Below are 26,449 nucleotides of genomic sequence, written 5' to 3' on the forward strand. Positions count from 1 at the left end.
GGCTACTGAAAAGTAGCCTCGTATATTGACACTCATTTAAAATGATTAAAGTATATTAAATTAATAATATCTTGATTAGAAAATGATTATTGTTGATACAAAACAATTCTAAATCCTTGTCTACTATTGGCTTCTGATATTGACATATCACTAGAAATAGAATAACCAGTACCAACACTGTCATAATATCCTCCTCTGCTACGATAATCTTCTTCTATTCCATAATCACCATTAATATATCTTCTGTAATCTTGAAACTCTGTCACATTTCCTGCTAAATCATAAATATTATTAGTTTTATTTCTTTCAGTGGCTCCTGCTGAAAGAATCATATTATATATTACCTTTGACTTTTCATTATTATATTCATAAGTTTTTCCATAATCAATTGAGTATTTTCCATCGAAAACAAAATTGATATTTGAATAATTTCCATAATCTCTGCTATCCTTAATATCATACCCTGAATTATCCAACCAATACATGATTTTATCCCATTGATTATAAGTAATTAAATCACTACTAATATTATTTTTATTATACATTTTTTGAGCATTGATTTTTGCCATATTCCAATCTATAAAGTTCCAAACTATTTGTCCCTTTTTACTTGTAGGTATCCCTTCCACATTATTAGTATCTTTACTAAATTCTGTTGTATTGTCTATAATTTCTTGTGGTAACCCTGCTTCATATCTTCCAACATAAAATCCACCATACTTTAAAATTTGTATCAACTCTTTTTCATTACAATTCAGTCCTCTATAAAAGATATAATCATCCTTAATATTTCCACCTATTACATTTGGTATTGATTCTACTGGAACCCATACAAATTGATTGCCTATTTCATCTTCTATAACTAGTCCATTATTCCACCCTTTAGGAATGCCTTTTTCTATTTCCCAACTCGCTGTTTCTGTTTCTATTTTTTTAAATCCTTCTGGAATTATTGGATTGTTATATGTAGAAATTTCTTCTATATCTTTGTATCGTTCTTCTGTAATTATTTCTCCTACGTTTTCTTTGTCTTTTTGTTTTATATTTTTCATACAAACTATAGTAATTATAACAATAATAACTAGTATTATCACAACAGTTATTATTATTTTTCCATGCTTCTTCATTTTTTCACCTCATACATATATTAACATATTTAAAGAAATAAATAAAGTATTAGAAAACTAATTTTCTAATACTTTATTTTATTATTCAGTTTCAACTTCTATATGTACATTTGCTTCTCCATTTTCTAATTGTATATATACATCGCCCTCTTTTCTTACTAAAGAGAATTCAAATCCGTATTCTGCGCCATTTTGTATAATTAAATGTTCTGTAATAATCTATAGCTTGTTAACAAATTCTATTGATTATTGTTTTGCATATTTTCTAAAACATACAATTAGTTGCTGTTATCTAGTATATTTGTATTTTTATAACTTTTTATTGATAACATTACAATTAGTGATAACAAAATATAAAGTAAATGTTTTCCGCTTGGATTGTTACCATGTTCTAGCATATAGTTTCCAACTTCGTCCCCCTCACCTATTGTATATGTACCTAAGAGATGAAAGCTTGAATATAAATATAATCTTGATTCACCCAACAATGGTTCTAGTTTCAATTTTGTAATTCTTTCTAATTCTAAATTTTTATAATTCTTTGAGAGCAAATTATGTATTTCTTTTTCATTTTTAGAAGATATAGACAATTCATATTCTCCAGAATCTAAAGAATCTAAAAAGTCTAGCAAAGCTAAAAAAGAGGAAACAACTGTTGAATAATAAAAATGTTATTGTTATTGGTGCGGGCCTAGCAGGTTCTGAGGCGGCTTGGCAACTCGCTAATTGTGGCATTCATGTAGACTTATATGAAATGCGCCCCGTGAAGAGTTCTCCTGCGCATCAAACAGATCAATTTGCAGAGCTCGTATGTAGTAACTCCTTACGGGCTGGCAATATTGAAAATGCAGTAGGTCTTTTGAAAGAAGAGATGCGTCGTTTAGGCTCCATTATTATGGAATGTGCTGATGCTACTGCTGTACCTGCTGGAGGTGCCTTAGCCGTTGATCGTCATCTATTTAGTGAAATGGTGACTGAAAAGGTAAAAGGCCATCCTAATATTACGGTGCACCACGAAGAGGTAACCGAGATTCCTACTGAAGGTACTGTTATTTTTGCTTCTGGTCCCCTTACATCTGAAGTATTAGGGGATAAGATTAAAGAATTAACTGGTGAAACAGGCTTTTACTTCTACGATGCAGCAGCACCTATTGTTACAGCAGAATCTTTGAATTATGATAAAGTATTTGCTGCTTCTCGTTATGATAAGGGCGATGCAGATTATCTTAACTGTCCTATGACAGAGGAAGAATACAAAGCATTCTGGCATGAGCTTACAACGGCTGAAGCAGTGCAACCAAAGGATTTTGAAAAAGAAATCTATTTCGAAGGTTGCATGCCTGTAGAAATTATGGCAAGCCGTGGTGAAGATACATTGCGCTATGGACCATTAAAACCAGTAGGCTTAGTAGATAAGCGTACCAATGAGGAATCTTATGCAGTAGTTCAATTGCGTAAAGAAAATAAGGAAGGTACCATGTTTAACTTGGTAGGCTTCCAAACTCACTTAAAGTGGGGCGAGCAAAAACGTGTATTTGGTATGATTCCAGGCCTTGAAAACGCAGAATTCGTTCGTTATGGTGTTATGCATCGTAATACGTATATCAACTCTCCTGAGTTGTTGAACCATGCATTCCAACTAAAAAAAGAACCGCGTTTATTCTTTGCGGGCCAAATGACAGGCGTAGAAGGTTATTTAGAATCTGCTGCTAGTGGTCTTATGGTTGGTTTACAAGTGGACCGTTATTTAGAAGAACGGTCATTTATAGACTTCCCTAAAACTACAGCTATTGGATCCCTTAGTCACTATATTTCTAACTATGAAGGGTCTAACTTCCAACCTATGAATGTCAACTTTGGCATTATGGACCCATGGCCTCAAAAAATACGCAAGAAAAAAGAGAAAAATGCACTCATTGCTAATCGTGCATTAGAAGATCTAGATGCATTAAAAGCTAAAGAAAATTTATAAACTTTGGCCATATAAAATAAATTACTCCATACTATATGAGTTTTAGACTTATAAAGAAAAATCCTTCATTCAAAGGGAGACCCATGAATGAAGGATTTTTTTATTCATAATATATGTTTCTTATTATTTGTTATTATTTACGTTTTTTCGTTTTAGGCGCTGTTTCTGTAGTTTCAAGTACAGGTTGATTTTTCTTTTCTAAGTAGCCTAGATAGATAAATAGACAAATGCCTACGATAATAACAATAAGACTAGTCATTTGAGCAGATTTTAAGCCTAGTGTTAAGTCTACATAGTCGCCGCGCAAGAATTCAAGGAAGAATCTAGCTGTAGAGTAGAGAATCGCATATAGTACGAATACTTGCCCTTTAGCATGTTTAAAGGAGCTAAATAATAGGAGGGCCACAAAGATAAGAATGTCGATTTGACCTTCCCAGATTTCGGCAGGCCATAATGGTTGATTGCCGTAAGTGCGATGTGCTAACGTGCTTTCAGGATAGAGAATGCCAAAGTTACCACCCGTAGGATGGCCAAAGGCATCGCCATTTAAGAGGTTTGCCATACGCCCTACAGATTGAGCTAAAATTAAGGCAGGGGCAAATAAATCAGCAAAGGCCCAGAAATCGATATTGTTTTTACGTAAGTACCAGTAGCCTGCAATGGTGCCTAATACAACGCCACCTTGAATGGCCATACCACCTTGCCATACAAAGGGAATTTCTAATAAATGATTGCCATAATAGTGCCAATCAAAGAAGAATACATCCCATAGTCGGGCCCCGATGAGACCAGCTATGGCAACCGTAATGGAAAAGTCGATAATATGTTCATGCCAACCACGACCATCTTTTTTTAATAAAACATAGGCAACAGAGGCACCACAGATGATAGCTAAAGCTAACATGGCACCATAAGCCCTGATAGGGAAGTCACCTATAAAAAATAGATATTGATGCATATAAAACTCCTTATGTAATAACTTGTATTGTATAAGGTAAATTATAAATTACATGTACCCTTCATGCAACAACTGAGAGGAATTCTATATAATATGGTATAATATAGAGATTGAAATTATATCCCCTTTAGGGGACTAGAGTTAGGAGAGTTCATGATTCGTAAATCTACTATTTTAAAATCTTTAACTGCTTTGGTGATGTCTGCATTGTCTAGTACAGCTGTACAAGCAGAAGTATTAGTGCCTATCGATCAATTCTTGGCGAATACTACGCGTCATTACGAAGCTAATCAATATAAAACATCCTATACGGTATATGTACCTCAAACAGTATTGCAAGGGAATACTATCGTTTTAGATCCTGCTGCTGTTGGTGAACCTGTAAAATTGCCCACAACCAGCAAAAATGGCACGACCTATGTCGATATTGAGTCTGATCCAGCTATGCTTGGTGTAAGCTATACCAAGACGAATGGACAATTAACACTAGGTCCTGCACCACAAGCTTCTACGGTAAAAGCTCCGTATACAATGCAAACACCATTGTCTTGGGCTTTTGATCCATGGCCCACACAGGGAACTCCATATCAAGCAAAACTCAATGCTAGCGGCGATAATATCATTTCTCCAAGTTGGTTTAAATTGCATAGCCTTGGCCTCGAAGCAAGTCCTAATGTAAGTATTGATTATGTTAACGATTATAAGAGTAAAGGTTACCACGTATGGCCTTTAATTACGAATCGATTTGACCCTGGCTTTACTAGTGGTATCTTAGCAGATCAATCTGTATGGAAAAAATATGCTCATAACCTCGTGCAATATGCTTATATTTACGGCTTTGATGGGTATAACTTTGACTTTGAAAATATTGATTATGCCGACCGTGATCGTTTAACAGCCTTTGTAGCGTATTTATCTAACCATTTACATCAATACAATATTAAAACATCTATTGATGTAACCGGTTATTCTGATAGCCCAGAATGGTCTTTAGTATATAACCGCAGCGCCTTTGCAAATTCCGTAGATTATGTAGTTCTCATGGCTTATGACGAAACATGGGCTAAGAGTATCACAGCAGGTCCTGTAGCAAGTTATCCATGGGTTCGCAATCATACAGAAAAAATGCTTTCTGAAGTGCCATCCCAAAAACTAGTACTTGGTGTGCCATTCTATATGCGCTTATGGCATGATACAAATGGTTATGCTAAGGGCGAAACACTGGCTATGAAAAATACAGGTAGTTACTTTGTAAACTACAAGGATAAAATGACATGGGATGATAGATTAAAATTATATTATTTATCTATCCCAACTGGGTCTGGTTCCGATCGTATTTGGTTTGAAGATAATACGTCTTTAGGTTTGAAACTAGACCTTGTAAAAGAATTACAGCTCGGTGGTTTTGCAGCATGGCGTAAAGGCTTTGAAGATGAATCTACTATTGCTATGATTCAAGGCAAAGACTTAGGCCGCGGTATTCCTAAATCTCCTACAGCGGTTGTTCCTGAACCAGTAGTAGAAGAAACTAAACCATTAACTAAGCTTGAACAATATAAATTGCGTTTAGAAGAAAAAGAAAAGGCCAAAGCTGCTAAAGCGGAAGCAAAACGTAAGGCAAAAGAAGAAAAAGAATTAGCTAAACGCAAAGCTAAAGAAGAAGCGGAGCAAGCTAAAGCTGAGAAAAAACGTCAAGCTGAGGAAGCCAAGGCAGAGAAAAAGCGTTTAGAAGAAGAAGCTAAGGCTCAAAAGGAACGTGATGCACAAGATGCAAAGAATACAATTGCTTCTTATAAGAGCCATAGATCTGTTCAAAATACAACTACTAAAAACGAATTAACAAAATCTGTACAAGTAGTAAAACGCTAGAGTTTGACTGCTTTCATAGTAAGTAGTAAAATAAAAATATTGATTATAAAACGGCAACTAATGAGGTTGACTATATGAGGAGGCCCCTACATGAATGAAAAATATGTAGCCCAAGATATTGAGAAAAAGTGGCAAAAGTATTGGGATGATAACCATACATTTAAAACAGAATATGATGAATCCAAAGAAAAATACTATGTATTAGAAATGTTCCCGTACCCATCTGGTAACTTACACATGGGTCACGTGCGTAACTATTCCATCGGTGACGTAGTAGCTCGTTTCAAAAAAATGAAGGGCTTTAACGTGTTACATCCAATGGGCTGGGACTCCTTTGGTATGCCTGCAGAAAACGCAGCTATCAAACATGGTATTGCACCTAAAACATGGACACTCGACAACATCGAGAACATGAAATTGCAACAAAAAGCACTTGGCTTGTCCTATGATTGGGAGCGCGAAGTTGCAACATGTAAAGAAGATTACTACAAATGGACGCAATGGTTCTTCGAGCAGTTCTATAAAAAAGGCTTAGCTTATAAAAAAGAAGCAAAAGTAAACTGGTGTGAAACTTGTCATACTGTATTGGCTAACGAACAAGTTATCGATGGCGCTTGCTGGCGTTGTGACAACCCAGTTGAGAAAAAAGACTTGTCTCAATGGTTCTTGCGCATTACAGAATATGCTGATCGCTTGTTAACTGATTTGGACACTCTTGATCATTGGCCACAACGCGTTAAATTGATGCAAAAGAACTGGATTGGCCGTTCTGAAGGTACAGAATTCTCCTTTGAAGTACCATCCATCAATGAACGCGTATCTGTGTATACTACACGTGTTGATACTATTTATGGCGTAAGCTATGTAGTATTGGCTCCTGAACATCCATATGTGGAACGCCTTATTGAAAATGCGCCTAATAAAGCTGAATTGGAAGCTTTCATTACGCGTATGCGCAATATGAGTGATATTGACCGTACATCTACAGAAGCACCTAAAGAAGGTATGTTCACTGGTTCCTATGCAGTAAACCCAATGTCTGGCGAACAAGTTCCTGTGTGGATCGCAAACTATGTATTGGTAGACTATGGTACTGGTGCCGTAATGGGTTCCCCTGCGCATGATGAACGTGACTGGGAATTTGCTCATAAATATGATTTGCCTATTAAACAAGTTGTAGCTTGTGAAGGTGAAGAATACAGCCTTGAAAAATGGCAAGAATGGTACCATGAAGATGGTATCCTCGTTAATTCTGGTGAATATAATGGCCAAACATCTGAAGAGGCTCGTAAAACTATTACAGCTGCTCTTAACGAACGCGGCATTGGTGAAGGTAAGGTAAACTTCCGTCTTCGTGACTGGTTGATTTCTCGTCAACGTTACTGGGGCGTGCCAATTCCTGTAGTATATTGTGAAAAATGTGGTGAACAACTTGTTCCTGAAGAAGAGTTGCCTGTACGCTTGCCAGAGGATGTTAAATTTGAGTCTGGTGCCGTATCTCCATTGGCTACATCTGAAAGCTTCCTAAATACTACATGTCCTAAGTGTGGTGGTCCTGCACGTCGTGAAACAGATACAATGGATACATTTATCGATTCCTCTTGGTATTTCTTGCGCTATACAGACGCTAAAAATGACCAAGCTCCATTCGATAAGAAAATCGCTAACTACTGGATGAACGTTGACCAATATATCGGCGGTATTGAACATGCTATTTTGCACTTGTTGTACTCTCGATTCTTTGTGAAAGTTATTTACGATTTAGGCCTTATCGAAGCTAACGAACCATTCCGTGGCTTGTTGACACAAGGTATGGTTCTTAAAGAAGGCAGCAAAATGTCTAAATCCAAAGGTAATGTAGTTTCTCCTGAAGAAATTATCAATACTTATGGTGCTGATACTGCACGTTTGTTTATTCTATTTGCGGCTCCTGTTGATCGTGACCTTGATTGGTCTGACCAAGGCGTTGAAGGTTCTTACCGTTTCTTAGGTCGTGTATGGCGTATTGTTGATGCTTACAACGAAGAAGCTAAGAAAAATGTAACTGGTGAACTTACAAAAGACGAATTTGCTTTGCGTCGTGAATTGCATCGTGTTATCAAAAAGGTAACAGAAGACCTCGATAACAACTTCAACTTCAACACTGCTATTTCTGCTATCATGGAACTAGTAAATGCTATGTACGCTCATAAGGACAAAGCTGAAACAATCAATAGTGCTTTAGCTAATGAATTAACTCATTTCTTATTACTTCTTTTAGCACCATTCGTTCCTCATATGACAGAAGAGTTGTGGCATGAATTGGGTGAAACTACATCCATCCATACTGAAAAATGGCCTGTATACGAAGAGGCAGCTCTCGTTGTAGATGAAGTAGAAGTAGTATTACAAGTAAATGGTAAAGTTCGTGATAAACTTACTGTTTCTGTAAATATTACAAAAGAAGAATTAGAAACATTGGCTAAAGAATCTAGTCGTGTTCAAGAGTTTACAGAAGGTAAAAATATTGTAAAAGTTATTTATGTACCTGGTAAACTTGTAAATATCGTAGTTAAATAACGATATTCTATTCGTTTAATACAGTAAGCCCCCAACTACATAAGTAGAAGGGGGCTTATTTTATAGTGAGGTAATTATGGCAAAACGTAGCGATTATATTTCCTGGGATGAATACTTCATGGGCGTTGCCATCTTAGCAGCGCAACGCTCTAAAGATCCTAATACACAAGTTGGTGCGTGCATCGTTAGTAATGATAATAAAATCTTATCTATTGGCTATAATGGCATGCCTTTAAACTGTAGCGATGATGATTTTACATGGGAACGCGATACAGCAGATGATAATAAATATTTTTATACTGTACATAGTGAACTCAATGCCATTCTAAATTATCGCGGCGGTTCTCTAGAGGGTTCTAAGATTTATGTCACATTATTCCCTTGTAATGAATGTGCTAAGGCAATCATTCAAAGTGGTATTAAGGCTGTTATCTACCGCGATGACCTCTATAAGGATACAAAAGAGGTAAAAGCATCTAAGAGGATGTTAAAAACTGCAGGTGTAGAGATTATTGAATATAAACCTACAGGCCGTACTTTAAATATCACATTGTAATAGAATAAATTTTTACTATTATCAAAAGACTCTATATACAAGCGTATATAGGGTCTGTTTCATATGTAGTTTTCCAATATAAATTGATATCTACTAGAGACGTTAGACTAGACATATAGTTCTTTGCTGTCATCCAATTTATGATTGTTTTGTAGTTATGTTTATACTTGTAAACGACCATCAATCATAATGTCTACTTCTTGACCATCACGAGTGTAGCCTTTGATATTCATGCGTTCATGACCAATCATAAAGTCTACATGTGTTAAGGAGTGGTTAAGGCCGCGTTCTTTTAATTCTTCTTCAGATAAACCATCGCTACCTTTGAGGCATGTAGGATAAGATGCGCCAATCGCTAAATGGCAGGACGTATTTTCATCAAACAATGTTTCGTAGAAGATTTGGTTAGATTGGCTAATTGGGCTAAAGTGATCCACTAATGCTACTTCACCAAGGTAGTGGGAACCTTCATCAGTTTCTACTAATTCTTTTAGTACTTCATAACCTTCTTTTGCAGTGTATTCTACGATTTTACCTTCTTTAAACGTGAAGGAGAAATCAGAAATCGTATTGCCATGGTAAATTAATGGTTTTGTGCTGTGCACAACGCCATTTACACCATTATATTGAGGGGCAGAGAATACTTCCTCTGTAGGAATATTAGCATTGAAAATAGTACCATCTTTGGAGGATTCTTCACCACCTAGCCAGATATGGCCTTCTGGCAATTCTAATAAAAGATCGGTGCCGTTTTCACAAGTGTAACGCAATGATTTTAAGTCTAGTTTATTTAATGCTTCACAGCGGCGACGCAATTTTGCCATGTGATGACGATATGTATCTTTTGGTTCAATACCTTCAATACGGCAAAGTTTTAATAATGTTGTCCACAATTGATCGATTTTTTCTTCGTCAGTACCTTCATAGCCAAGTAAATCTGCCCAAAGAACTGTTGGTACAGAAGCAACACACCATGTAACAGAAGAGTTCATGATGGCTGTATGATAGAAGGATAACGCTTTATTTAAGTTACGAGATTGTAAGGAAATACGATCTGTTGGAATACCTTCTAAGGCTTTTGGATTAGCACTGATTAAAGATAAGAAGGCTGCCTTATCATCGATGTATTGTTTGTAGAATTCCGGTATCCAGTTAGCAGGTTTTTCTAAAACAGATTCGTTAGCATGTAATAAACGTTGACGGGCAATTGGGGAGCATCTCCAGTTCAGAACAACCTCCTTAGCACCAAGTTCATAAGCTTCTTCAGTAACAATCACTGCAAAGTCTTTGTTTTCTACATCTACAGAAATAACTAATGTTTGGTCTTGCTGCAAGTTTACACCGTATCGTAATAATGTACGGGCATATTTTCTTAATGTATCTTGATTCATAATTTCTCCTTTAATTCGTCATCAATTGTTAAACTCCTGCTAGTGTGACCAATAGAGTCATCGGTAGGAGTTTTGTTTTTCATAGGGAAATCCTTCAGTAGGAGGTGCACTATGAAAGTTAAATTGAAGCCCTATATGATAATTGTATTAATCCTATGTATTTTAGTAGGAATTTATTTCCTATGGCCTATTATAACAGATGAAAGCGATTCTGTCCTAGCTGAAGGGGGTATAGATGGAAATTCTTCTATATCTACTGTAGAACAACAGCCTAATAAACCAATCGCTTATATAACAGGTGCAGTCGCTTCACCTGGTTTATATGAGCTTGAAAGCTCAGCTACTGTAGGTGATATTGTTAAGCTAGCAGGAGGACTATTACCGTATGCAGATGTAGAGTCGGTAAATATGGCTAAGCCAGTTACTGCAGGTGATCATATCCATGTAGTATTTAACTTTCACGGTAATCCTGAAGTGTTATTGCGTGGTAATAAGATAAACATAAACTCTGCCACTGCAAAAGAATTAGACTCTCTGCCAGGTATAGGCCCTGCCATGGCTAAAAGAATTGAGGAATATCGTTCACAAAAAGGCCCCTTTACTTCCGTTGAAGGTATCAAGGGGGTGAAGGGCATTGGTGACGGCGTATTTAAGAAAATTAAAGACAAAATTACAATTTAACAATCAAAATTGTAATCACGAAGGTATGCCACTACATACAAATATTATTGATCGTACAAAAGTGGTGTTAACTCATAGTCAATGGGCACATGTTATATTAGGATCTATCATTATAGGAACAATACTAGGGTATGGAAATTATTTTCCTGTACTCAATCAAATGTACTACATCTTTGCGATAGGGATAGCCATTATAGGTGTCGGTGTTTTTAAAGTCTTACAATCGTCTAATTGGTGGCGATCACTTGGTAAGTTAATAGTTTTAGTGTCCGTTTTTGTAGGACTGTCGTATTATCAAACAGATTTACGGATTATACATTTTAATAGCTATACTTCATATTATTTGCAGCAAGAAGGAGAATATCTTGGTACGGTTGTAACTGCTCCTGAAAGAGTAAATTTGAACGGACAGGAGTACTACAAATATACAATTAAAACTCATGGCTTACATCCTTATAAAGATACTGCCAAAAATGATTATATTAATGCACAGGGAAGGTTACAGGTATATTCAAAGGTGTCTACCACCAAACATCCCATACGACTAGGGGAATACGCAGTTGTAGAAGGTACACCAAAGTCCTTATTTCTTATCGAAGAGGAAGGTCGTATTAATCTTCGCGGTCGATATATGAGTTCCAATTCTCGAGGGCGAATCTACGATGGTGTATATAGAACTGCTACAAATAAAGACTTACAAGCATTCAACTATAAAGAGCTCTTTTCTGAAAAAATATATTGGAAACTCTTATTTATTTGTGGATCAATACGTGAGTCTATAGATAAAACTATTTCTAATTATCTAGAGGGTCCACAACATGTATTAGCACAATCATTAGCTTTAGGTGGCCATTATAGTGAGCTAGGGGAAGATACAATGAAGGATTTTTCCTATACAGGGCTTATTCATATTCTATCTATATCAGGTTCACATATTGCGCTCTTATTAGCACTGGTATATGGACTGGGACGACTTATTAAATTAAGAAAACGAACTAGTTTGACTATTGGCATTTTAGTAGCTTGCATGTATTGTGGTGTCGTTGGTGGCGATGCTCCTGTTGTACGGGCAACGATAATGAGCATACTCATGTGTATGGCTTACATAAAAGGTCGATTATATCAAGCGAAGCAGGCATTATGCATATGTGCCATACTATGTTTAGTATATGATCCTTTTTCTATATTTGATGTAAGCTTTCAGCTATCCTTTGGTGCAACTTATGGATTGCTCATATGGGGAAAAGTATTATATGAACGTATTCAATGGTTACCAAAATGGATTAAAACACCCCTTGTATTATGTGTGTCAGCACAGTTGCTCATCTTACCGCTACAGCTGTATTATTTTCACTATATCAGTATTGCTAGTTTGTTAGCAGCTTGTATAGTGGCACCTTTATTAGATATATCTATCGTTTTAATTTTTATAAGTACTATTATTAGCTCTATAATGCCAATATCATTTCTATGGTCATTGATAGATGCACTATTACGTATATCCTTATATTTAAATCATGTGTTAGGTCGTAGTGGCAGTTTACTTTGGTTCGGCATGATGAATCCTTATTGTGCTTATATGTATTTTGTCCTATTAGGTTTATTTACGTACTTTTTGACACATGGAAAACAGTATACTATTTATATAGTTATGTCCTTGTTTTTTATGATTATCAGCTTTGGGGCATCATTTTATGTTACACATTATCATAAGGATGTATTGGTTCACTATATTCCTATGAAGCAGTGTAATGTGTTACTTTGTATAGAACCTAATCACGAAGGGGCCTATGTATTAATTGATGCGCCAGACCATATTAAAACTACACCTAATGAAAGGCTTATCAATCAAGCTATACGAGCATATGGTGTCAATCCAAAGGTTGTAAAAGTAGACTACTTTCATAGTAACGGATCTGCAAAAACAATATATAAAAATAGTATGAAAGAAATCGATGTATATAATGGACAAAGAGGGGAAAAAAATCTAAAATTAAAAGATAAGACTAATACATTATTTATTACGAGTCGTTCTAGTTCAATGAATGAAATTGGTCGAGTATTACCGCATAATATGGTTTTACTTAGCAGCCCTCATGGTGTATTACGCGATGTGGATCCATCATCGGAACACATGTATATAATGGGGTACAGTTACATTAAAGATATCTATCTGTGAAAGGAGGAATTATGGCACATATTCAACTCATTTATGGCGATGAGCCACAATTAATTGAAGAAGAAAAACGTAAATTTTTAAGTGCCTATCCTGACCTTCCAGTAACAGTATTAGATGATGAAGCTGGGCCACAGAAGATTAGTGAAAAGCTATGTGAAGATTCTCTTTTTGGTGATCAAAAGGTATTTTGCTTAGTGAACTTACCTATTATTCGTAAAAGCGGTAAAAATAGCGATGCTTGGGCTCCATTATATGAACTTCTCATGGAATATAACGGGGATAACCCCATCCTTTTGATTTATCATGATATGATTGATAAACGCATTAAACAGAATAAAGAGCTTCTAGATAAAATACCAAATCATCAATGCAAGCGCCTTGAAGGGGCAGACCTTGTGATGTGGATACGTCAGTACTGTACGTCTAATGGATTTAAAATGACACCTGATGCACAGGAATATGTAGCTCATCTCATCGATTTGTGGCAAGATGTACCGGTTTCTTTTATGAGAACCGAATTTGACCGGTATTTTCTACAAATTACAGGTGATAAAGTCATTACTAAAGAGTTTCTCGAAGAAAATGGTAGCGATTATGGGGCTAAAAACATTTTCACCTTTAAAGAGGCTCTGTTAAAACGAGATATTGATACATTGCTTGAACTATTTCCGTTTATGTTCGGCTATAAAGAATTAGACCGTGCAATGAGCTATATTGAGGGGCAATTACGTTTACAGTTACTGGTTAGCGAATGCCGCCAAGCGGGAATGTCTGTTCAAGCTATACAAAACTTATGTAAGGACCATGATTCGTCATTTAAACCGTATCCGATTAAGTTAGCTTATGAGGCGAGTCCTAGAATTTCAATTAAGGCGCTACGAGCTTTATTAAAAGGACTCTATGAGATTATATTGGATAGCCGTAGTAGCAGGGGCGATATTTGGCGATTTAGAGATTTATGTATTACCTATTGTGGGTATAAGGGATAAAAATGAAAGTACGTTATCGTGTTGTACCAAAACAGAATAAGAAATCATCCTTCTATGTGAACTGTCATAGCCAACATGTGACGATTCAAGCAGCAGACTCAGCCTTTTCCACATTACTTAGTTTGCGTGAAAGATTATCTGCATGGTATAAGGATAAGAATATCTCTTTTGACGATATTCCAACTAATACCGATACAGCTTGTTGCTTCGCCTGGAAGGTAGATACTGAAACTGGGGAAGGTTTAGATACCTATTATTATGGTGGCGGCTGCGGAGCTGGTGAATGGATTGAAGCTGCTGAGGCGCAACGTGAGGCTGAAGAGGCTAAAAATCAAGCCCCTAGAGGCAAGTCCTTTGCAGGATATGATCAACAAGATGAATATGATGATGTTGACGAAGATGATTTTGCTCCATTCGTAGAGGCTGTTGAGTTAGGCTATTTCAACAATAGTCCAGTTGTTGTGTCTCGTTCTAATCAAACTGCTGCCGCATCTAGTAATAATGATACTGTCGCATCTGTGAGCAGTACACCTAAAGTAAGCAAAGGTTTTGCACCTAAAAGTACTACAAAATCTACGGCTAAAGGTAGTGAAGGGGATTGCAAATATCCTCGTCGTGCACCGAAGGATGCGCCTACTGACGAAGGTATGATTTTAGGGCCTAAAATTGAAGGTGTTACCTCTAAGATCATGGGTACCTTAGATACGCCAAGCGTCATCTTTGAAGGTGTATTTGTAGGCTTAGATAAACGGGATACTAAGACTGGTAAAAGTATTGTTAACGGCAGTATCGTAGATGATACAAATAGCATTAAATTTATTAAGTTTACAAACAGTCCTGAAGAGGGGGATGCGTTACTTAAACAGCTAAAAGGCTTACAACGCGTTCGAGTACAAGGTAGCGTCAGCTTTGATGATCGATTCGATAAAGATTATATCTTATCTATTCGAAGCATCGAGGCTATGGAAACTACGAGCGTGGAACGTACAGAAAACCGACCAGACTCCCGCGTAGAGCTTCATTTACATACTAAGATGAGTGATAAGGATGCTCTTGTATCTGTTAAGGATCTATTTAAAACAGTAAAAAAATGGGGCCATCCTGCAGTGGCTATTACAGACCATGGCGTAGTACAAGCCTTCCCTGAGGCTCAAGCTCTTGGTAAAGAGTTGGGCGTTAAGGTTATCTACGGTGTAGAGGGTTATCTTATTGAAGATGAGACAGTAACTCGCGATGAAGAGCCTGTATTAGATAAAAAGAAGAAAAAAGAAAAAGACAAACGTTACCATATTATCTTGTTAGCAAAAAATATGGTAGGTTTACGTAATCTCTATAAGATGATTTCTATATCTCACCTTGAACATTACAAGGTTCGTCCTCGTTTGCCACGTTCTGTTATTGAAGAACATCGTGAAGGTATCATCATTGGTTCTGCTTGTGAAGCTGGGGAACTTATGCAATCCATCGTTCGCGGCGCTACAAAGGAAGAGTTACTTGAGGTAGCCTCTTTCTACGACTATCTTGAAATTCAACCACATACGAACAATATGTTCTTGGTTCGTAAAGGCCTTATGCCAGATGAGCAAGCTCTTATCGATATGAATAAAACCGTTATCGAATTAGGGGAAGCTTTAAATAAACCTGTATGTGCTACTTGTGACGTTCATTATTTAACACCAGAAGAAAAGATATATCGTGAAATTATGTTAACTGCATGTGGGTATCCAGATGCGGATGAACAACCAGATTTGCACTTGCGTACTACAGATGAAATGTTGGCATCCTTCCCTTATTTAAGTGAAGAAAAGGCCTATGAAGTAGTAGTTACTAATACTCGTGCTATTAATGATAGTATTGAAGATATCAAACCAGTTCCAGACGGCACATATTCACCAAAAATTGAAGGCGCCGATGAAGCTTTCACAGAAATGTGCTATAGAAATGCGAAGGCTATTTATGGTGATCCATTGCCACGCGTTGTACAAGAGCGTCTAGATTATGAATTGGATTGTATTATTTCTAATGGTTATGGCGTATTGTATTACATAGCTCATAAACTAGTAAAAAAATCTCTTGATGATGGATATCTTGTAGGTTCTCGTGGTTCTGTAGGGTCTTCTTTTGCAGCTACCATGTCTGAGATTACAGAGGTAAACCCATTACCACCACATTATGTATGTCCTAACTGTAAATATTCAGAATTCTTTGAAAAGGGCGAATATGCAGGTGGTTTTGACTTGCCTCGTAAAGACTGCCCTGAGTGTGGTCATGCGTTACAAACAAATGGTCATGATATTCCGTTTGCTATCTTCCTTGGTTTCGAAGGTGATAAGGTTCCAGATATCGACCTTAACTTCTCCGGTGATTACCAAGCAAAAGCTCACAAATATACGGAAGAACTATTTGGCCGTGACAATGTATTTAAAGCCGGTACTATTGGTACTATCGCTGATAAAACTGCCTTTGGTTATGTTAAAAAGTACGCTGAAATAAGGGACATTCAAGCTCGCAGTGGTTTCTTTGAACATTTGGCAAAAGGCTTTACGAATGTAAAGAATACTACTGGTCAACATCCAGGTGGTATCATGGTATGTCCTCGTGATATGGATGTGCATCACTTTACACCTATACAGCATCCTGCGAATAAGAAGGAAAGTGGCGTATTAACAACACACTTTGACTATCACTCTATTGAAGGTCGTATGACTAAACTTGATATTCTTGGCCATGATGATCCTACTATCATTCGTATGCTAGAGGATTTGACTGGTATAGATGCAAAAACTATACCATTTGATGATCCAAAAACATTGAGTTTATTCTCTTCTACAGAAGGGATTGGTTTAACACCTGAACAATTACAAGGTGACCAAGTAGCCAGCTTGGCTGTGCCAGAATGTGGTACGAAGTTCGTACGGGGCATGCTTGAAGACTCTCGTCCGCAAACATTCTCTGATTTAGTTCGTATCTCTGGTTTCTCTCATGGTACAAACGTATGGCTCGACAACGCCCAAGATCTCATCAAAAATGGTACTTGTAAATTGAACGAAGCCATTTCTACCCGTGACGACGTAATGAACTTTTTAATCCATCGTGGCATGGATAGAAAGCATAGTTTCTTTGTAATGGAAAACGTACGTAAAGGTAAGGGCATTGAAAAACGAAACAAACAAGGTCAAGCTACGACGGAGTTTGAAGCAGAAATGCGTGAGAACAATATTCCTGAATGGTTTATTGAATCATGTAAAAAGATTTCCTATCTATTCCCACGGGCCCATGCGGTTGCTTATGTAATGATGGCATTCCGCATTGCCTGGTTTAAGGTATACCATCCATTGGCATTTTATGCAGCATACTTCTCCATTCGTGCAAAGGCCTTTGACTTACGCATCATGACGGGAGACCTTAAAACTCAAATGACTGAGTTCAATCGTATTAAGGCTCTTGATCGCGCTGCCAGTCCTAAAGATAAGGACCTTATGAGCGCATTAGAAGTATCTATGGAAATGTACCAACGGGGCTATCGTTTTATCAATGTAGATATTCAACACTCTGAAGCTAGACGCTTTAGCATTAAAGATGGTGCCTTATTGCCGCCATTCTTAGCTATTGACTCCTTAGGTGAAACAGTAGCTGATGCTATCGTAGCTGAACGAGAAGAACGGCCGTTTACATCTTTAAAAGACTTGCAACGTCGTTGTAAGGTATCTAACACCATCATTGATCTTATGAAAGAACTCAAATGCTGTGGTGAACTACCTGAAGACGAACAAATGTCACTCTTTGGAGCATAATAAAATACAAGTTAAAACTTAAATATAAAGTAAGCACTATATCCCAAATGGGCTATAGTGCTTATTTTTGTACATTTTGCTAAAATAAAGTTACAATTTAAAAATAAATGATTTATATGTGTTGCTGTGTTTAATTAATAATATTATTGCTTGTCAAAAAGACAGTAAGAGGATAACATGATTTTTCTTTTTATAACATTAATGACTATTATTACAATAGTATTTCTAGTTAAATCAAAAGAGATATATTTTGTATCTGTTTCTTTTAAAAGAAATAAATCTTTTTTATTTATACAAATCTTTCAAGTTTTAGTAATTTATTTAGGTTTAATTTTTGCTGATTATAGTAATAAGATATTTTCTATTGTTTTATTCTTAGTATCTATATCTGAAATGCTTAAATTGATTTGTTTGAATAAGATTGTAAATCAAGTTATTAATAAAGAAACGAATTTACCTTATAAATTAACTGATGTTATTAGTCGACTTAGTATATATAGTCGAATTATTTTTTTGATAGTAGTTAATATTGTAGTAAATTGGTTTTTATTTAAATAGACGTTTCTAATAAAGGAAGTGTAAGGAAATGATAGACAAAAACAAAAATCAATCTGTGGAGATAGAATTTTGGGATATTGAGCCTGAGGATGTGCCTGAGTTAGAAGAATCCGATATTCCAGGTGTATATTTTAACGAATTCCGAGAATATGTTGATGAAGAGGGAAATGTATTATCTCCATCAGATCTCGATGCAATACGGTATAAAGACGATTACGAGGACGATTACTATAGATAAAAATAATTAAAGTATGATATTTATTGTGTTTATATTATAGCAAGTTGGTGAATTATGAGAGTTCCAATATATGAAGCTGTAGCACATTATAAAAGGAATGAGAAGTTACCTTATACAGAGTATTTTTGCTTAGGCTTTTTCTCTAAGTTATCTTTAGCCGAAACGGCTCTAGCTGAGTCTAAAATATTGTCTGGATTTTCTGAGTTAGATGATGATTCCTTTTCTATAACAACTCACTATTTAAATGACTGTGCTCATTTAGGTGAGGAGATTAACTATGAAATAGTAAATAACAAAATTTATGGTGTTTGGTATGATTATGATTTAGATGCTAATTATACTTCTTCTGGATACGTGGGATTATTTAGTACTTTAGAATATGCAGAGGCGGCATTAGCTTGGTATAAGACCTGGGATATATTTAAAGTATATGGATTAGAGTGTTTAGGTATCGATCCTATTACACTTAATCTTAGAGGATGGACTGAAGGTTTTATAACAGTATATAATTAATTTTAAGTAAAAAAGAGGAGTCATCAAATGATGACTCCTCTTTTTGAAAGTTTTGCAGTTTATTTAGTTTGGCAGGTTTTGTAAATTGGCAGATTTTTAGTATAGAGATTTATATTTCATCCAGTTTGTTTTGGCCATTTCTTTAAGTTCTGTACCACGGCCATCAAGGATGGCATTGATCAAGTATTTGCTAAAGCCTTTAGCTTGTTGGTACGCAATTTTAGGTGGCATAGCAAGTTCTTGTTTATCTACGCGAACATTAACGATGACTGGGCCATTATGGTTGAGAGCTTCCATGATTTTTTCGTCTACTTCGCTAGAGTTTTGAATGCTTACACCTTTAATGCCAGCTGCTTCCGCAAGTTTACCAAAGTCTGGATTTACAAAGTCAGTAGCATAGTCTAGGTAGCCGGAAGCTTTCATTTCCATGGCGATGAAGCTAAGTTCTTCGTTGTTGAACACAAAGATTTTAACTGGTAAGTTAAGTTGTTTTAATGTTAACATTTCGCCCATCATCATTGTGAAGCCACCATCACCGGAAAGGGAAATGACTTGACGATTTGGACATGCATTTTGAGCACCGATGGCATGCATCATAGCGTTAGCCATGGAGCCGTGATTATAAGAACCTAAGATGCGACGTTTACCATTTGTTTTTAAATGACGAGCAGTCCAAATTACTGGTGTACCTACGTCAAAGGTAAAGATAGCATCTTCAGCAGCTAATTTATTAAGACGGTTTACAAAGTATTGAGGGTGAATAGCCACACCATCTGGTTCAGCTACCGCATAGCTATCTAAGTCAGCTCTAAATTTAGTATACGCTTTACGTACAGTGTCGATAAATTCAGTATCGCCACGTTGAGCGACTAGAGGTAATAATTCTTTTAATGTATCTTTTACAGTACCAATAATACCTTGTGTAAGAGGAACACGACGACCTAAAGCACTAGGATCTCTATCCACTTGAATTACTTTCGCATTTTCTGGATAGAATGGACGGTAAGGGAAGTCTGTACCAAGCATTACGAGTGTATCGCATTGTTCAATAGCACGATACCCAGATGTATAACCTAAAAGGCCAGTCATACCAACATCATATGGGTTATCCCATTCAACCCATTCTTTACCTCTGAAAGCGTGTACTACTGGTGCTTGTAAGCGTTTTGCTAATTCAACGACTTCGTCATGAGCACCTTCACAGCCTGCACCACAGAAGAGAGTAATACGTTTACCAGTTTCTAAATGAGCGGCCATTTCTTCAATATCGTCGCGTTGTGGCACGATATGAGGTAAACGAGGAGGAGTCCAAACAGGTAACTCATCAATTTCCATTTCCATAACTGCAACGTCCCCAGGAAGAACGATAACAGCAACATCTTGATTGCCTACAGCAGCATTCATAGCACGGAATAGAATTTCAGGCATTTGTTTAGGATTGGATACAAGTTCACAGAAACAAGAGCATTCTTTAAACAAGTTTTCAGGATGTGTTTCTTGGAAATAATTTAACCCTACTTCAGATTGAGGAATGTGGGAGGCAATAGCCAATACTGGAACACGATTGCGGTGGCAATCAAAGAGACCATTAATCAAATGTAAGTTACCAGGGCCAGAACTACCAGCACATACAGTTAATTTATGAGTTAAGGATGCTTCTGCACCTGCAGCAAAGGCTGCTGTTTCTTCATGTCGTACATGTTCAAAGGCAATCTTACCATTGCGGCGTAAACTATCGTTTACAGAGTTTAAACTATCGCCAGTGATGCCATAAATACGTTCAATGCCAGCACTAGCTAAGACATCTATGAGTACATCAGAAATTCTTTTTTTTGCCATATTATCACCTTAATTTAATAATTAATATCAATATAATATAGTTATTTAACTATATATTTCATGATAGTCCTATTCATATTGTAAATATGTGATATAAATCACCAACTTTTGTATACATAGTTTATAGAGTCTTAATCTTAAAAAAATAAATCACATTCATAAGTAAAAAAGAGAATATATTTTAAATATAAATGTCATAATTTAGTTAATAATATTTCTCAGTATAAATCTATACTTCTTGCATAACCCTAATAAAAGTGTTACTATTAATTCATAAAGAAAATAGATGAGTCTTTGGGGACAGGTGAAATTCCTTACCGGCGGTATAGTCCGCGAACCTTATGGGTATGAATCGGTGCAATTCCGATACCGACAGTACAGTCTGGATGAGAAAAGACGAGGCACATTTGTTGTGCGCAATTATGATTACCCAAGGACTATGTATATAGTCCTTTTTTTATTGAGGTGATATGGTGGATGATGTAGCATATATGAAACGCGCCATTGCACTGGCAAAACTAGCCACAGGACATACTTCACCAAATCCTTTGGTGGGTGCTGTAGTGGTGAAAGACAATACAATAATCGGTGAAGGCTATCATCACAAAGCTGGCACTGCTCATGCAGAGGTGCATGCACTGAATCAGGCCGGTGAGAATGCTAAAGGTGCTACTTTATATGTAACATTAGAACCTTGTTCTCATTATGGTAAAACACCACCTTGTGCACTTCGAATTATAGATGCTGGTATAGCTAAGGTAGTAATTGGCAGCACAGATCCTAACCCACTTGTTGCTGGTAAAGGTATTGAGCTTCTTAAAGAAGCGGGGATTGAAGTTGTCGTTCCTGTTTGTAGTGATGAATGTGCTGAGCTAAATGAGCATTTCTTTACGTACATACAGACGGGAAAGCCATTTGTAACCATTAAAAGCGCTATGTCACTTGATGGTAAGATTGCAACGTTTACAGGCCAATCCCAATGGATTACTAATGAATCCTCCCGTCGTGATGGACATGTACTACGTGCTACTCATGATGCTATGCTCGTTGGTATCGGTACAATCTTAGCAGACAATCCTCAGTTAAACTGTCGTCTTAGTGATGATGAATTAGCAGATGCTATATTGGATAGAAACATTCTTGATGAGCCGATTACAGTTCATCAACCAGATGTCATCATATTAGACAGTCTTGGTAGAACGCCTACCACAAGTCGTGTATTTGAAGTAGATACTCGCAAGGTTCATATATTTGTATCTAAAGGTTGTCCTAAAGAACGGATACAGGCTTTAGAACAAGTAGGAGCTCTTGTAACGGTTGTTGAATCAGTGTCTACTCGTAAAAGTAAAAGCACAGATATTGTCATAGATATTAAGAAATTATCTATTGATGATATTCTTACAAAGTTGGGAGATTTTGGTTATACTTCAGTGTTAGTTGAAGGTGGTTCTGCTATTATCAGCTCTTTTGTAGAGTCCATGAACTTTGATAAGGTGGTTACCTATATTGGTAATACTATAATCGGTGGTACAGAGGCTACACCTGCCGTAGGTGGTCGTGGTTTTGAAAGTTTAGACTCTTCGCCGCAATTAACCTTTACAAAAACAACTGTACTAGATAATAACATTCGTATTGAAGCATATCGTCAAGGAAGGAGGGGCGCTTATGTTCACGGGGATCATTGAAGAAATCGGCCGTGTAGAAAGCATTAAAAAAGGCCCTAAATCCTTAGCTATTACAATTCGGGGTAAAAAGATTTTTAGTGATCTGAAAATCGGTGACTCCGTTGCTGTTAATGGTGTGTGCTTGACGGCGACCACAATTGGTAATGGCGTATTTACAGCTGATGTAATGCCTGAGTCAATTAAGATGACTACTTTCACAAATTTGAAAGTTCATCAACCAGTCAATTTAGAGCGAGCTATGCTTGCTAACGGTAGATTTGGTGGTCACATTGTAGCTGGACACGTAGATGGTACAGGCCGCATCATTAACCGTGAACAAACGGATAATGCCATTATCTTTACCATAGAGGCTCCAAAATCTGTTATGGATTATGTTATCTATAAGGGATCCATTACGATCGATGGTATTAGCCTCACTATTATGCGACGAACGGACAGCAGTTTTTCCGTATCTATCATTCCTCACACATTGAGTGAAACTATTCTAGGTTCTGCTCACATTAGGACGGAGGTCAATTTAGAAACGGATATTGCTGGTCGATATATTCGTCATTTTATGAATCTTGGTAGTGAACCTACCGAAGAGAAACCTAAGAAAACTATGCAATCCCTCTTAGTAGAGAATGGATTTATATAAGGTAAGGAGCGTTCCTATGAGCGAACAATTACATTCTATTGAAGAGGTCTTACAAGACCTTAAAGCTGGTAAACCTGTTATTATCGTTGATGATGAAAGCCGTGAAAATGAAGGCGATCTTATCATTGCTGCAGAGTTTGCTACACAAGAAAATATTAACTTTATGGTTAAATATGCGCGCGGTATCGTATGTACACCAATGCGCCGTGAAGCTCTAGAAAAGCTTGGCATCCCTGCAATGGTTGCTAAAAATACAGACAATCATGAAACAGCTTTCACCGTTACTGTAGACCATGTAGATACTACAACAGGCGTATCTCCAGCAGAACGTGCGTATACAATTCAAAAATTACTAGATCCTAATGCTAAACCTGAAGACTTCCGTCGCCCAGGCCACGTATTCCCCCTCGTGTATAAAGAGGGTGGCGTATTAGTTCGCCAAGGTCATACAGAAGCATCTATCGACCTTTGCCGCTTAGCTGGTTTGCAAGAGGCAGCTGTTATTTGTGAAATCACAAAAGACGATGGCGATATGGCTCGCTTGCCTGACCTTTTACAATTCGCTAAAGAACATGATCTTAAAATTGCATCTGTAGCAGAACTTATTGAGTATCGTAAACAACATGAAGATATGATTGAGCTTGGTGCTTGTTCTAAACTACCTACTAAATTTGGTGATTTTAACATCTTTGTATTCAAAAATGATTTAGATCATAAAGAACATTTAGCTATTGTTAAGGGTGATGTTCAAAACTGTGACGATGTTCTTGTTCGTATTCACTCAGAATGTTTAACAGGCGATGTATTTGGTTCTAAACGTTGCGATTGCGGTGAACAATTAGACCACGCATTACGTGCCATCGATAAAGAAGGCAAAGGCGTTGTTGTTTATATGCGTCAAGAAGGTCGTGGCATCGGTTTAACTAATAAAATTAAAGCTTATGCTTTGCAAGAACAAGGCTTAGATACTGTAGAGGCTAATGAGCAATTAGGGTTCCCTGCAGACATGCGCGAATACTCCTTAGCGGCTCAAATTATCCGCTTCTTAGGTATTAAAAGTATTCGCTTGTTAACGAATAATCCTGAAAAACGTCATGGATTAGAACATTGGGGTATTGATGTAACTAGCCGTGTACCACTTATCATTGCAGCCAATAAATTCAATGCAGGCTACTTAAAAACAAAAGAAGAGAAAATGGGTCATATGTTAGAAGACTAATTATTTGGTTTTATTTAACAAATTGCTCGTCACATAAGAATTTCCTTTAATGGAATATAGGAGGTCAACATAATGAAGGTTCAAGAAGGTAACTTATTAGGTACTGGTAAAAAATTTGCTATCATCGGTTCTCGTTTTAACGAGTTTATTACATCTAAATTAATCGGTGGTGCTGAAGATTGCTTATTGCGTCACGATGTAAAAGAAGAGGATATTACAGTAATCTGGGTACCAGGTGCTTATGAAATTCCATTAATCGCTAAAAAAGCAGCTTCATCTGGTCGCTTCGATGCAGTTATTTGTGTAGGTGCTGTTATCCGTGGTGCTACAACTCATTATGACTATGTATGTAATGAAGTAGCAAAAGGTATTGCTCATGTTTCCTTGGAAACTGGTATTCCTGTTATGTTCGGTGTAGTAACTACTGAAAACATTGAACAAGCTATCGAACGTGCTGGTACTAAAGCTGGCAATAAGGGTTACGACTGTGCTATGGGCGCTATTGAAATGGTTAACCTTATCGATCAATTCTAATAATTACATAGTAAACACTCAGTATCTCATGATGCTGGGTGTTTTTATATTATCGAAAATATGTTCTTTTAATTTGAAATTAGTGTAGACGAACATATATTCCCTATTATTGAAAAGTAATTCTATGACATGATATACTATATAAGCACTATTAAGTGTGTACGATTTATTAATTAGAAATAAGGAATGATAGAATGGATTATATAAAACGTTTTACGACCCGCGAAGGGGTTCGTATGTCTTTAGCGGTAACAACAGATACTGTTGAAACGGCTCGTGTACGTCATGATTTATGGCCTGTAGCAACGGCTGCATTAGGTCGTGCTATGACAGGGGCTATTTTATTAGCTGGGGACTTTAAAAACCATGAAAATGTAAGTCTTCGCATCAAAGGTGATGGCCCTCTAGGCGTTGTTCACGTAGATGCTTTTGCAGATAATACAGTTCGTGGATATGTAGATGAGCCACATGTGGATGTGCCTTTGAAACGTGCTGGTAAACTTGATGTGGGTGCTGCAGTAGGTCATAATGGGGAAGTGCAAGTGACTCGCTTTACACAATTAGCACAAGATTATACCTCTACAAGTCCTATTCAAAGTGGTGAAGTAGCAGAAGATTTGGCTTACTATTTATATGCTTCTGAGCAAGTACCTTCTACTATTAGCTTAGGTGTATTAGTAGATCCAGATTATCATACTGTTGTGGCAGGCGGTTTTATCGTACAAGCTTTACCAGATGCAACAGATGAAGCATTAGCCCAAGTGGAAAAGAATATTAATGAATTAGGGCCAATTACAGAATATTTGAAAGCAAATCCAGATGGTAAAGGCCTTATGGAACGCGTTCTTGACGGCCTAACTGTTAATGAAGTATATAATGAACCAATTCACTTCCAATGTCGTTGTGGTCGCGATCGCTTTGGTGCCGTACTTATGACATTAAGAGAAGAAGATAAAGAGGCTATTCTAGAAGATGAAGTAACAGAGCTTGTTTGTCACTATTGTAATGAAAAATATCATTTCACACGTGAAGAGTTACAAGATATGTTTGCTCCTAAAGGTCCAATTCAATAAAACTTTATAATATGTTGAAAAAATACAGGCTACTAGGTTTTTCCTATAGCCTGTTTTTCTATTCTATGAGAAAATAAA

Annotated in this window: 20 protein-coding genes and 1 riboswitch; of the genes, 15 read left to right on the plus strand and 5 right to left on the minus strand. The window is 36.8% G+C overall.

Going from position 1 to position 26,449, the window contains the following annotated elements:
* Window positions 1-86: 86 nt before the first annotated feature.
* Window positions 87-1,127 carry a hypothetical protein gene (locus tag QZ055_RS02430; protein ID WP_295824415.1) on the minus strand — a complete coding sequence of 347 codons (1,041 nt, stop codon included), beginning with the start codon at window positions 1,125-1,127 and terminating at the stop codon, window positions 87-89.
* A gap of 278 nt (window positions 1,128-1,405) precedes the next feature.
* Entirely contained in the window at window positions 1,406-1,759 is a 354-nt protein-coding gene (locus tag QZ055_RS02435; RefSeq protein WP_295824416.1) for a hypothetical protein, read from the minus strand.
* Window positions 1,760-1,782: 23 nt separating this feature from the next.
* Here QZ055_RS02435 and trmFO point away from each other — a divergent pair, with 23 nt between their 5' ends.
* Complete coding sequence (gene trmFO / locus QZ055_RS02440) at window positions 1,783-3,099, plus strand: methylenetetrahydrofolate--tRNA-(uracil(54)-C(5))-methyltransferase (FADH(2)-oxidizing) TrmFO (protein WP_295824417.1); 1,317 nt, start codon at window positions 1,783-1,785, stop codon at window positions 3,097-3,099.
* A gap of 133 nt (window positions 3,100-3,232) precedes the next feature.
* Here trmFO and lgt read toward each other — a convergent pair whose 3' ends face one another.
* Window positions 3,233-4,057 carry a prolipoprotein diacylglyceryl transferase gene (gene lgt / locus QZ055_RS02445; RefSeq protein ID WP_295824419.1) on the minus strand — a complete coding sequence of 275 codons (825 nt, stop codon included), beginning with the start codon at window positions 4,055-4,057 and terminating at the stop codon, window positions 3,233-3,235.
* 153 nt (window positions 4,058-4,210) lie between these two features.
* Between lgt and QZ055_RS02450 the strand changes: the two genes are divergently transcribed.
* From QZ055_RS02450 to QZ055_RS02460, 3 genes are all read left to right on the plus strand, one after another.
* Window positions 4,211-5,926 carry a glycosyl hydrolase family 18 protein gene (locus QZ055_RS02450; RefSeq protein WP_295824421.1) on the plus strand — a complete coding sequence of 572 codons (1,716 nt, stop codon included), beginning with the start codon at window positions 4,211-4,213 and terminating at the stop codon, window positions 5,924-5,926.
* A 90-nt stretch (window positions 5,927-6,016) separates the two neighbouring features.
* Window positions 6,017-8,485, plus strand: a complete 2,469-nt coding sequence (gene leuS, locus QZ055_RS02455; RefSeq protein WP_295824423.1) for a leucine--tRNA ligase — start codon at window positions 6,017-6,019, stop codon at window positions 8,483-8,485.
* A 76-nt stretch (window positions 8,486-8,561) separates the two neighbouring features.
* Window positions 8,562-9,041, plus strand: a complete 480-nt coding sequence (locus QZ055_RS02460; protein ID WP_119206709.1) for a dCMP deaminase family protein — start codon at window positions 8,562-8,564, stop codon at window positions 9,039-9,041.
* Between the two features lie 161 nt (window positions 9,042-9,202).
* On the opposite strand, the gene QZ055_RS02465 is transcribed toward QZ055_RS02460, so the two are convergent.
* Window positions 9,203-10,432, minus strand: coding sequence for an aminopeptidase (locus tag QZ055_RS02465; RefSeq protein ID WP_295824424.1), 1,230 nt, complete (start codon window positions 10,430-10,432; stop codon window positions 9,203-9,205).
* Window positions 10,433-10,543: 111 nt separating this feature from the next.
* Between QZ055_RS02465 and QZ055_RS02470 the strand changes: the two genes are divergently transcribed.
* The 6 genes from QZ055_RS02470 (at window position 10,544) to QZ055_RS02495 (ending at window position 19,384) form a co-directional block, all read left to right on the plus strand.
* Window positions 10,544-11,113: a helix-hairpin-helix domain-containing protein gene (locus tag QZ055_RS02470; protein WP_105089216.1), complete on the plus strand. Its 570-nt coding sequence runs from the start codon at window positions 10,544-10,546 to the stop codon at window positions 11,111-11,113.
* Window positions 11,070-13,292 (plus strand): ComEC/Rec2 family competence protein, encoded by a 2,223-nt coding sequence (locus QZ055_RS02475; RefSeq protein WP_295824439.1) that lies wholly within the window; start codon window positions 11,070-11,072, stop codon window positions 13,290-13,292. Before QZ055_RS02470 ends, QZ055_RS02475 begins: the two co-directional genes overlap by 44 nt.
* An 11-nt stretch (window positions 13,293-13,303) precedes the next feature.
* Complete coding sequence (gene holA, locus QZ055_RS02480; RefSeq protein ID WP_295824426.1) at window positions 13,304-14,281, plus strand: DNA polymerase III subunit delta; 978 nt, start codon at window positions 13,304-13,306, stop codon at window positions 14,279-14,281.
* A gap of 2 nt (window positions 14,282-14,283) precedes the next feature.
* A complete protein-coding gene (locus QZ055_RS02485) occupies window positions 14,284-18,075 on the plus strand; it encodes a PolC-type DNA polymerase III (protein WP_295824427.1) in 3,792 nt (1,263 codons plus the stop codon).
* 586 nt (window positions 18,076-18,661) lie between these two features.
* Window positions 18,662-18,871 carry a hypothetical protein gene (locus QZ055_RS02490; protein WP_295824428.1) on the plus strand — a complete coding sequence of 70 codons (210 nt, stop codon included), beginning with the start codon at window positions 18,662-18,664 and terminating at the stop codon, window positions 18,869-18,871.
* Between the two features lie 54 nt (window positions 18,872-18,925).
* On the plus strand, window positions 18,926-19,384 hold the full coding sequence (locus tag QZ055_RS02495) for a hypothetical protein (RefSeq protein WP_295824429.1): 459 nt from the start codon (window positions 18,926-18,928) through the stop codon (window positions 19,382-19,384).
* A 96-nt stretch (window positions 19,385-19,480) separates the two neighbouring features.
* Here QZ055_RS02495 and poxB read toward each other — a convergent pair whose 3' ends face one another.
* Window positions 19,481-21,223, minus strand: coding sequence for a ubiquinone-dependent pyruvate dehydrogenase (gene poxB, locus QZ055_RS02500; protein WP_295824430.1), 1,743 nt, complete (start codon window positions 21,221-21,223; stop codon window positions 19,481-19,483).
* 286 nt (window positions 21,224-21,509) lie between these two features.
* Window positions 21,510-21,625, plus strand: a riboswitch (FMN riboswitch).
* A 68-nt stretch (window positions 21,626-21,693) separates the two neighbouring features.
* On the opposite strand from poxB, the gene ribD reads away from it, so the two are divergent.
* From ribD to hslO, 5 genes are all read left to right on the plus strand, one after another.
* A complete protein-coding gene (gene ribD, locus QZ055_RS02505; protein WP_295824431.1) occupies window positions 21,694-22,908 on the plus strand; it encodes a bifunctional diaminohydroxyphosphoribosylaminopyrimidine deaminase/5-amino-6-(5-phosphoribosylamino)uracil reductase RibD in 1,215 nt (404 codons plus the stop codon).
* Window positions 22,889-23,545, plus strand: coding sequence for a riboflavin synthase (locus tag QZ055_RS02510; protein WP_295824433.1), 657 nt, complete (start codon window positions 22,889-22,891; stop codon window positions 23,543-23,545). The genes ribD and QZ055_RS02510 overlap by 20 nt, the downstream gene beginning before the upstream one ends.
* 16 nt (window positions 23,546-23,561) lie before the next feature.
* Window positions 23,562-24,764 carry a bifunctional 3,4-dihydroxy-2-butanone-4-phosphate synthase/GTP cyclohydrolase II gene (locus tag QZ055_RS02515; protein WP_295824435.1) on the plus strand — a complete coding sequence of 401 codons (1,203 nt, stop codon included), beginning with the start codon at window positions 23,562-23,564 and terminating at the stop codon, window positions 24,762-24,764.
* 72 nt (window positions 24,765-24,836) lie between these two features.
* Entirely contained in the window at window positions 24,837-25,298 is a 462-nt protein-coding gene (ribE, locus tag QZ055_RS02520) for a 6,7-dimethyl-8-ribityllumazine synthase (RefSeq protein ID WP_295824436.1), read from the plus strand.
* Between the two features lie 194 nt (window positions 25,299-25,492).
* Window positions 25,493-26,371, plus strand: coding sequence for an Hsp33 family molecular chaperone HslO (hslO, locus tag QZ055_RS02525; protein ID WP_105089207.1), 879 nt, complete (start codon window positions 25,493-25,495; stop codon window positions 26,369-26,371).
* The last annotated feature ends 78 nt before the right edge of the window (window positions 26,372-26,449 follow it).

The organism is uncultured Veillonella sp. (assembly GCF_905209685.1).
In the GTDB taxonomy this organism is placed as follows: domain Bacteria; phylum Bacillota; class Negativicutes; order Veillonellales; family Veillonellaceae; genus Veillonella.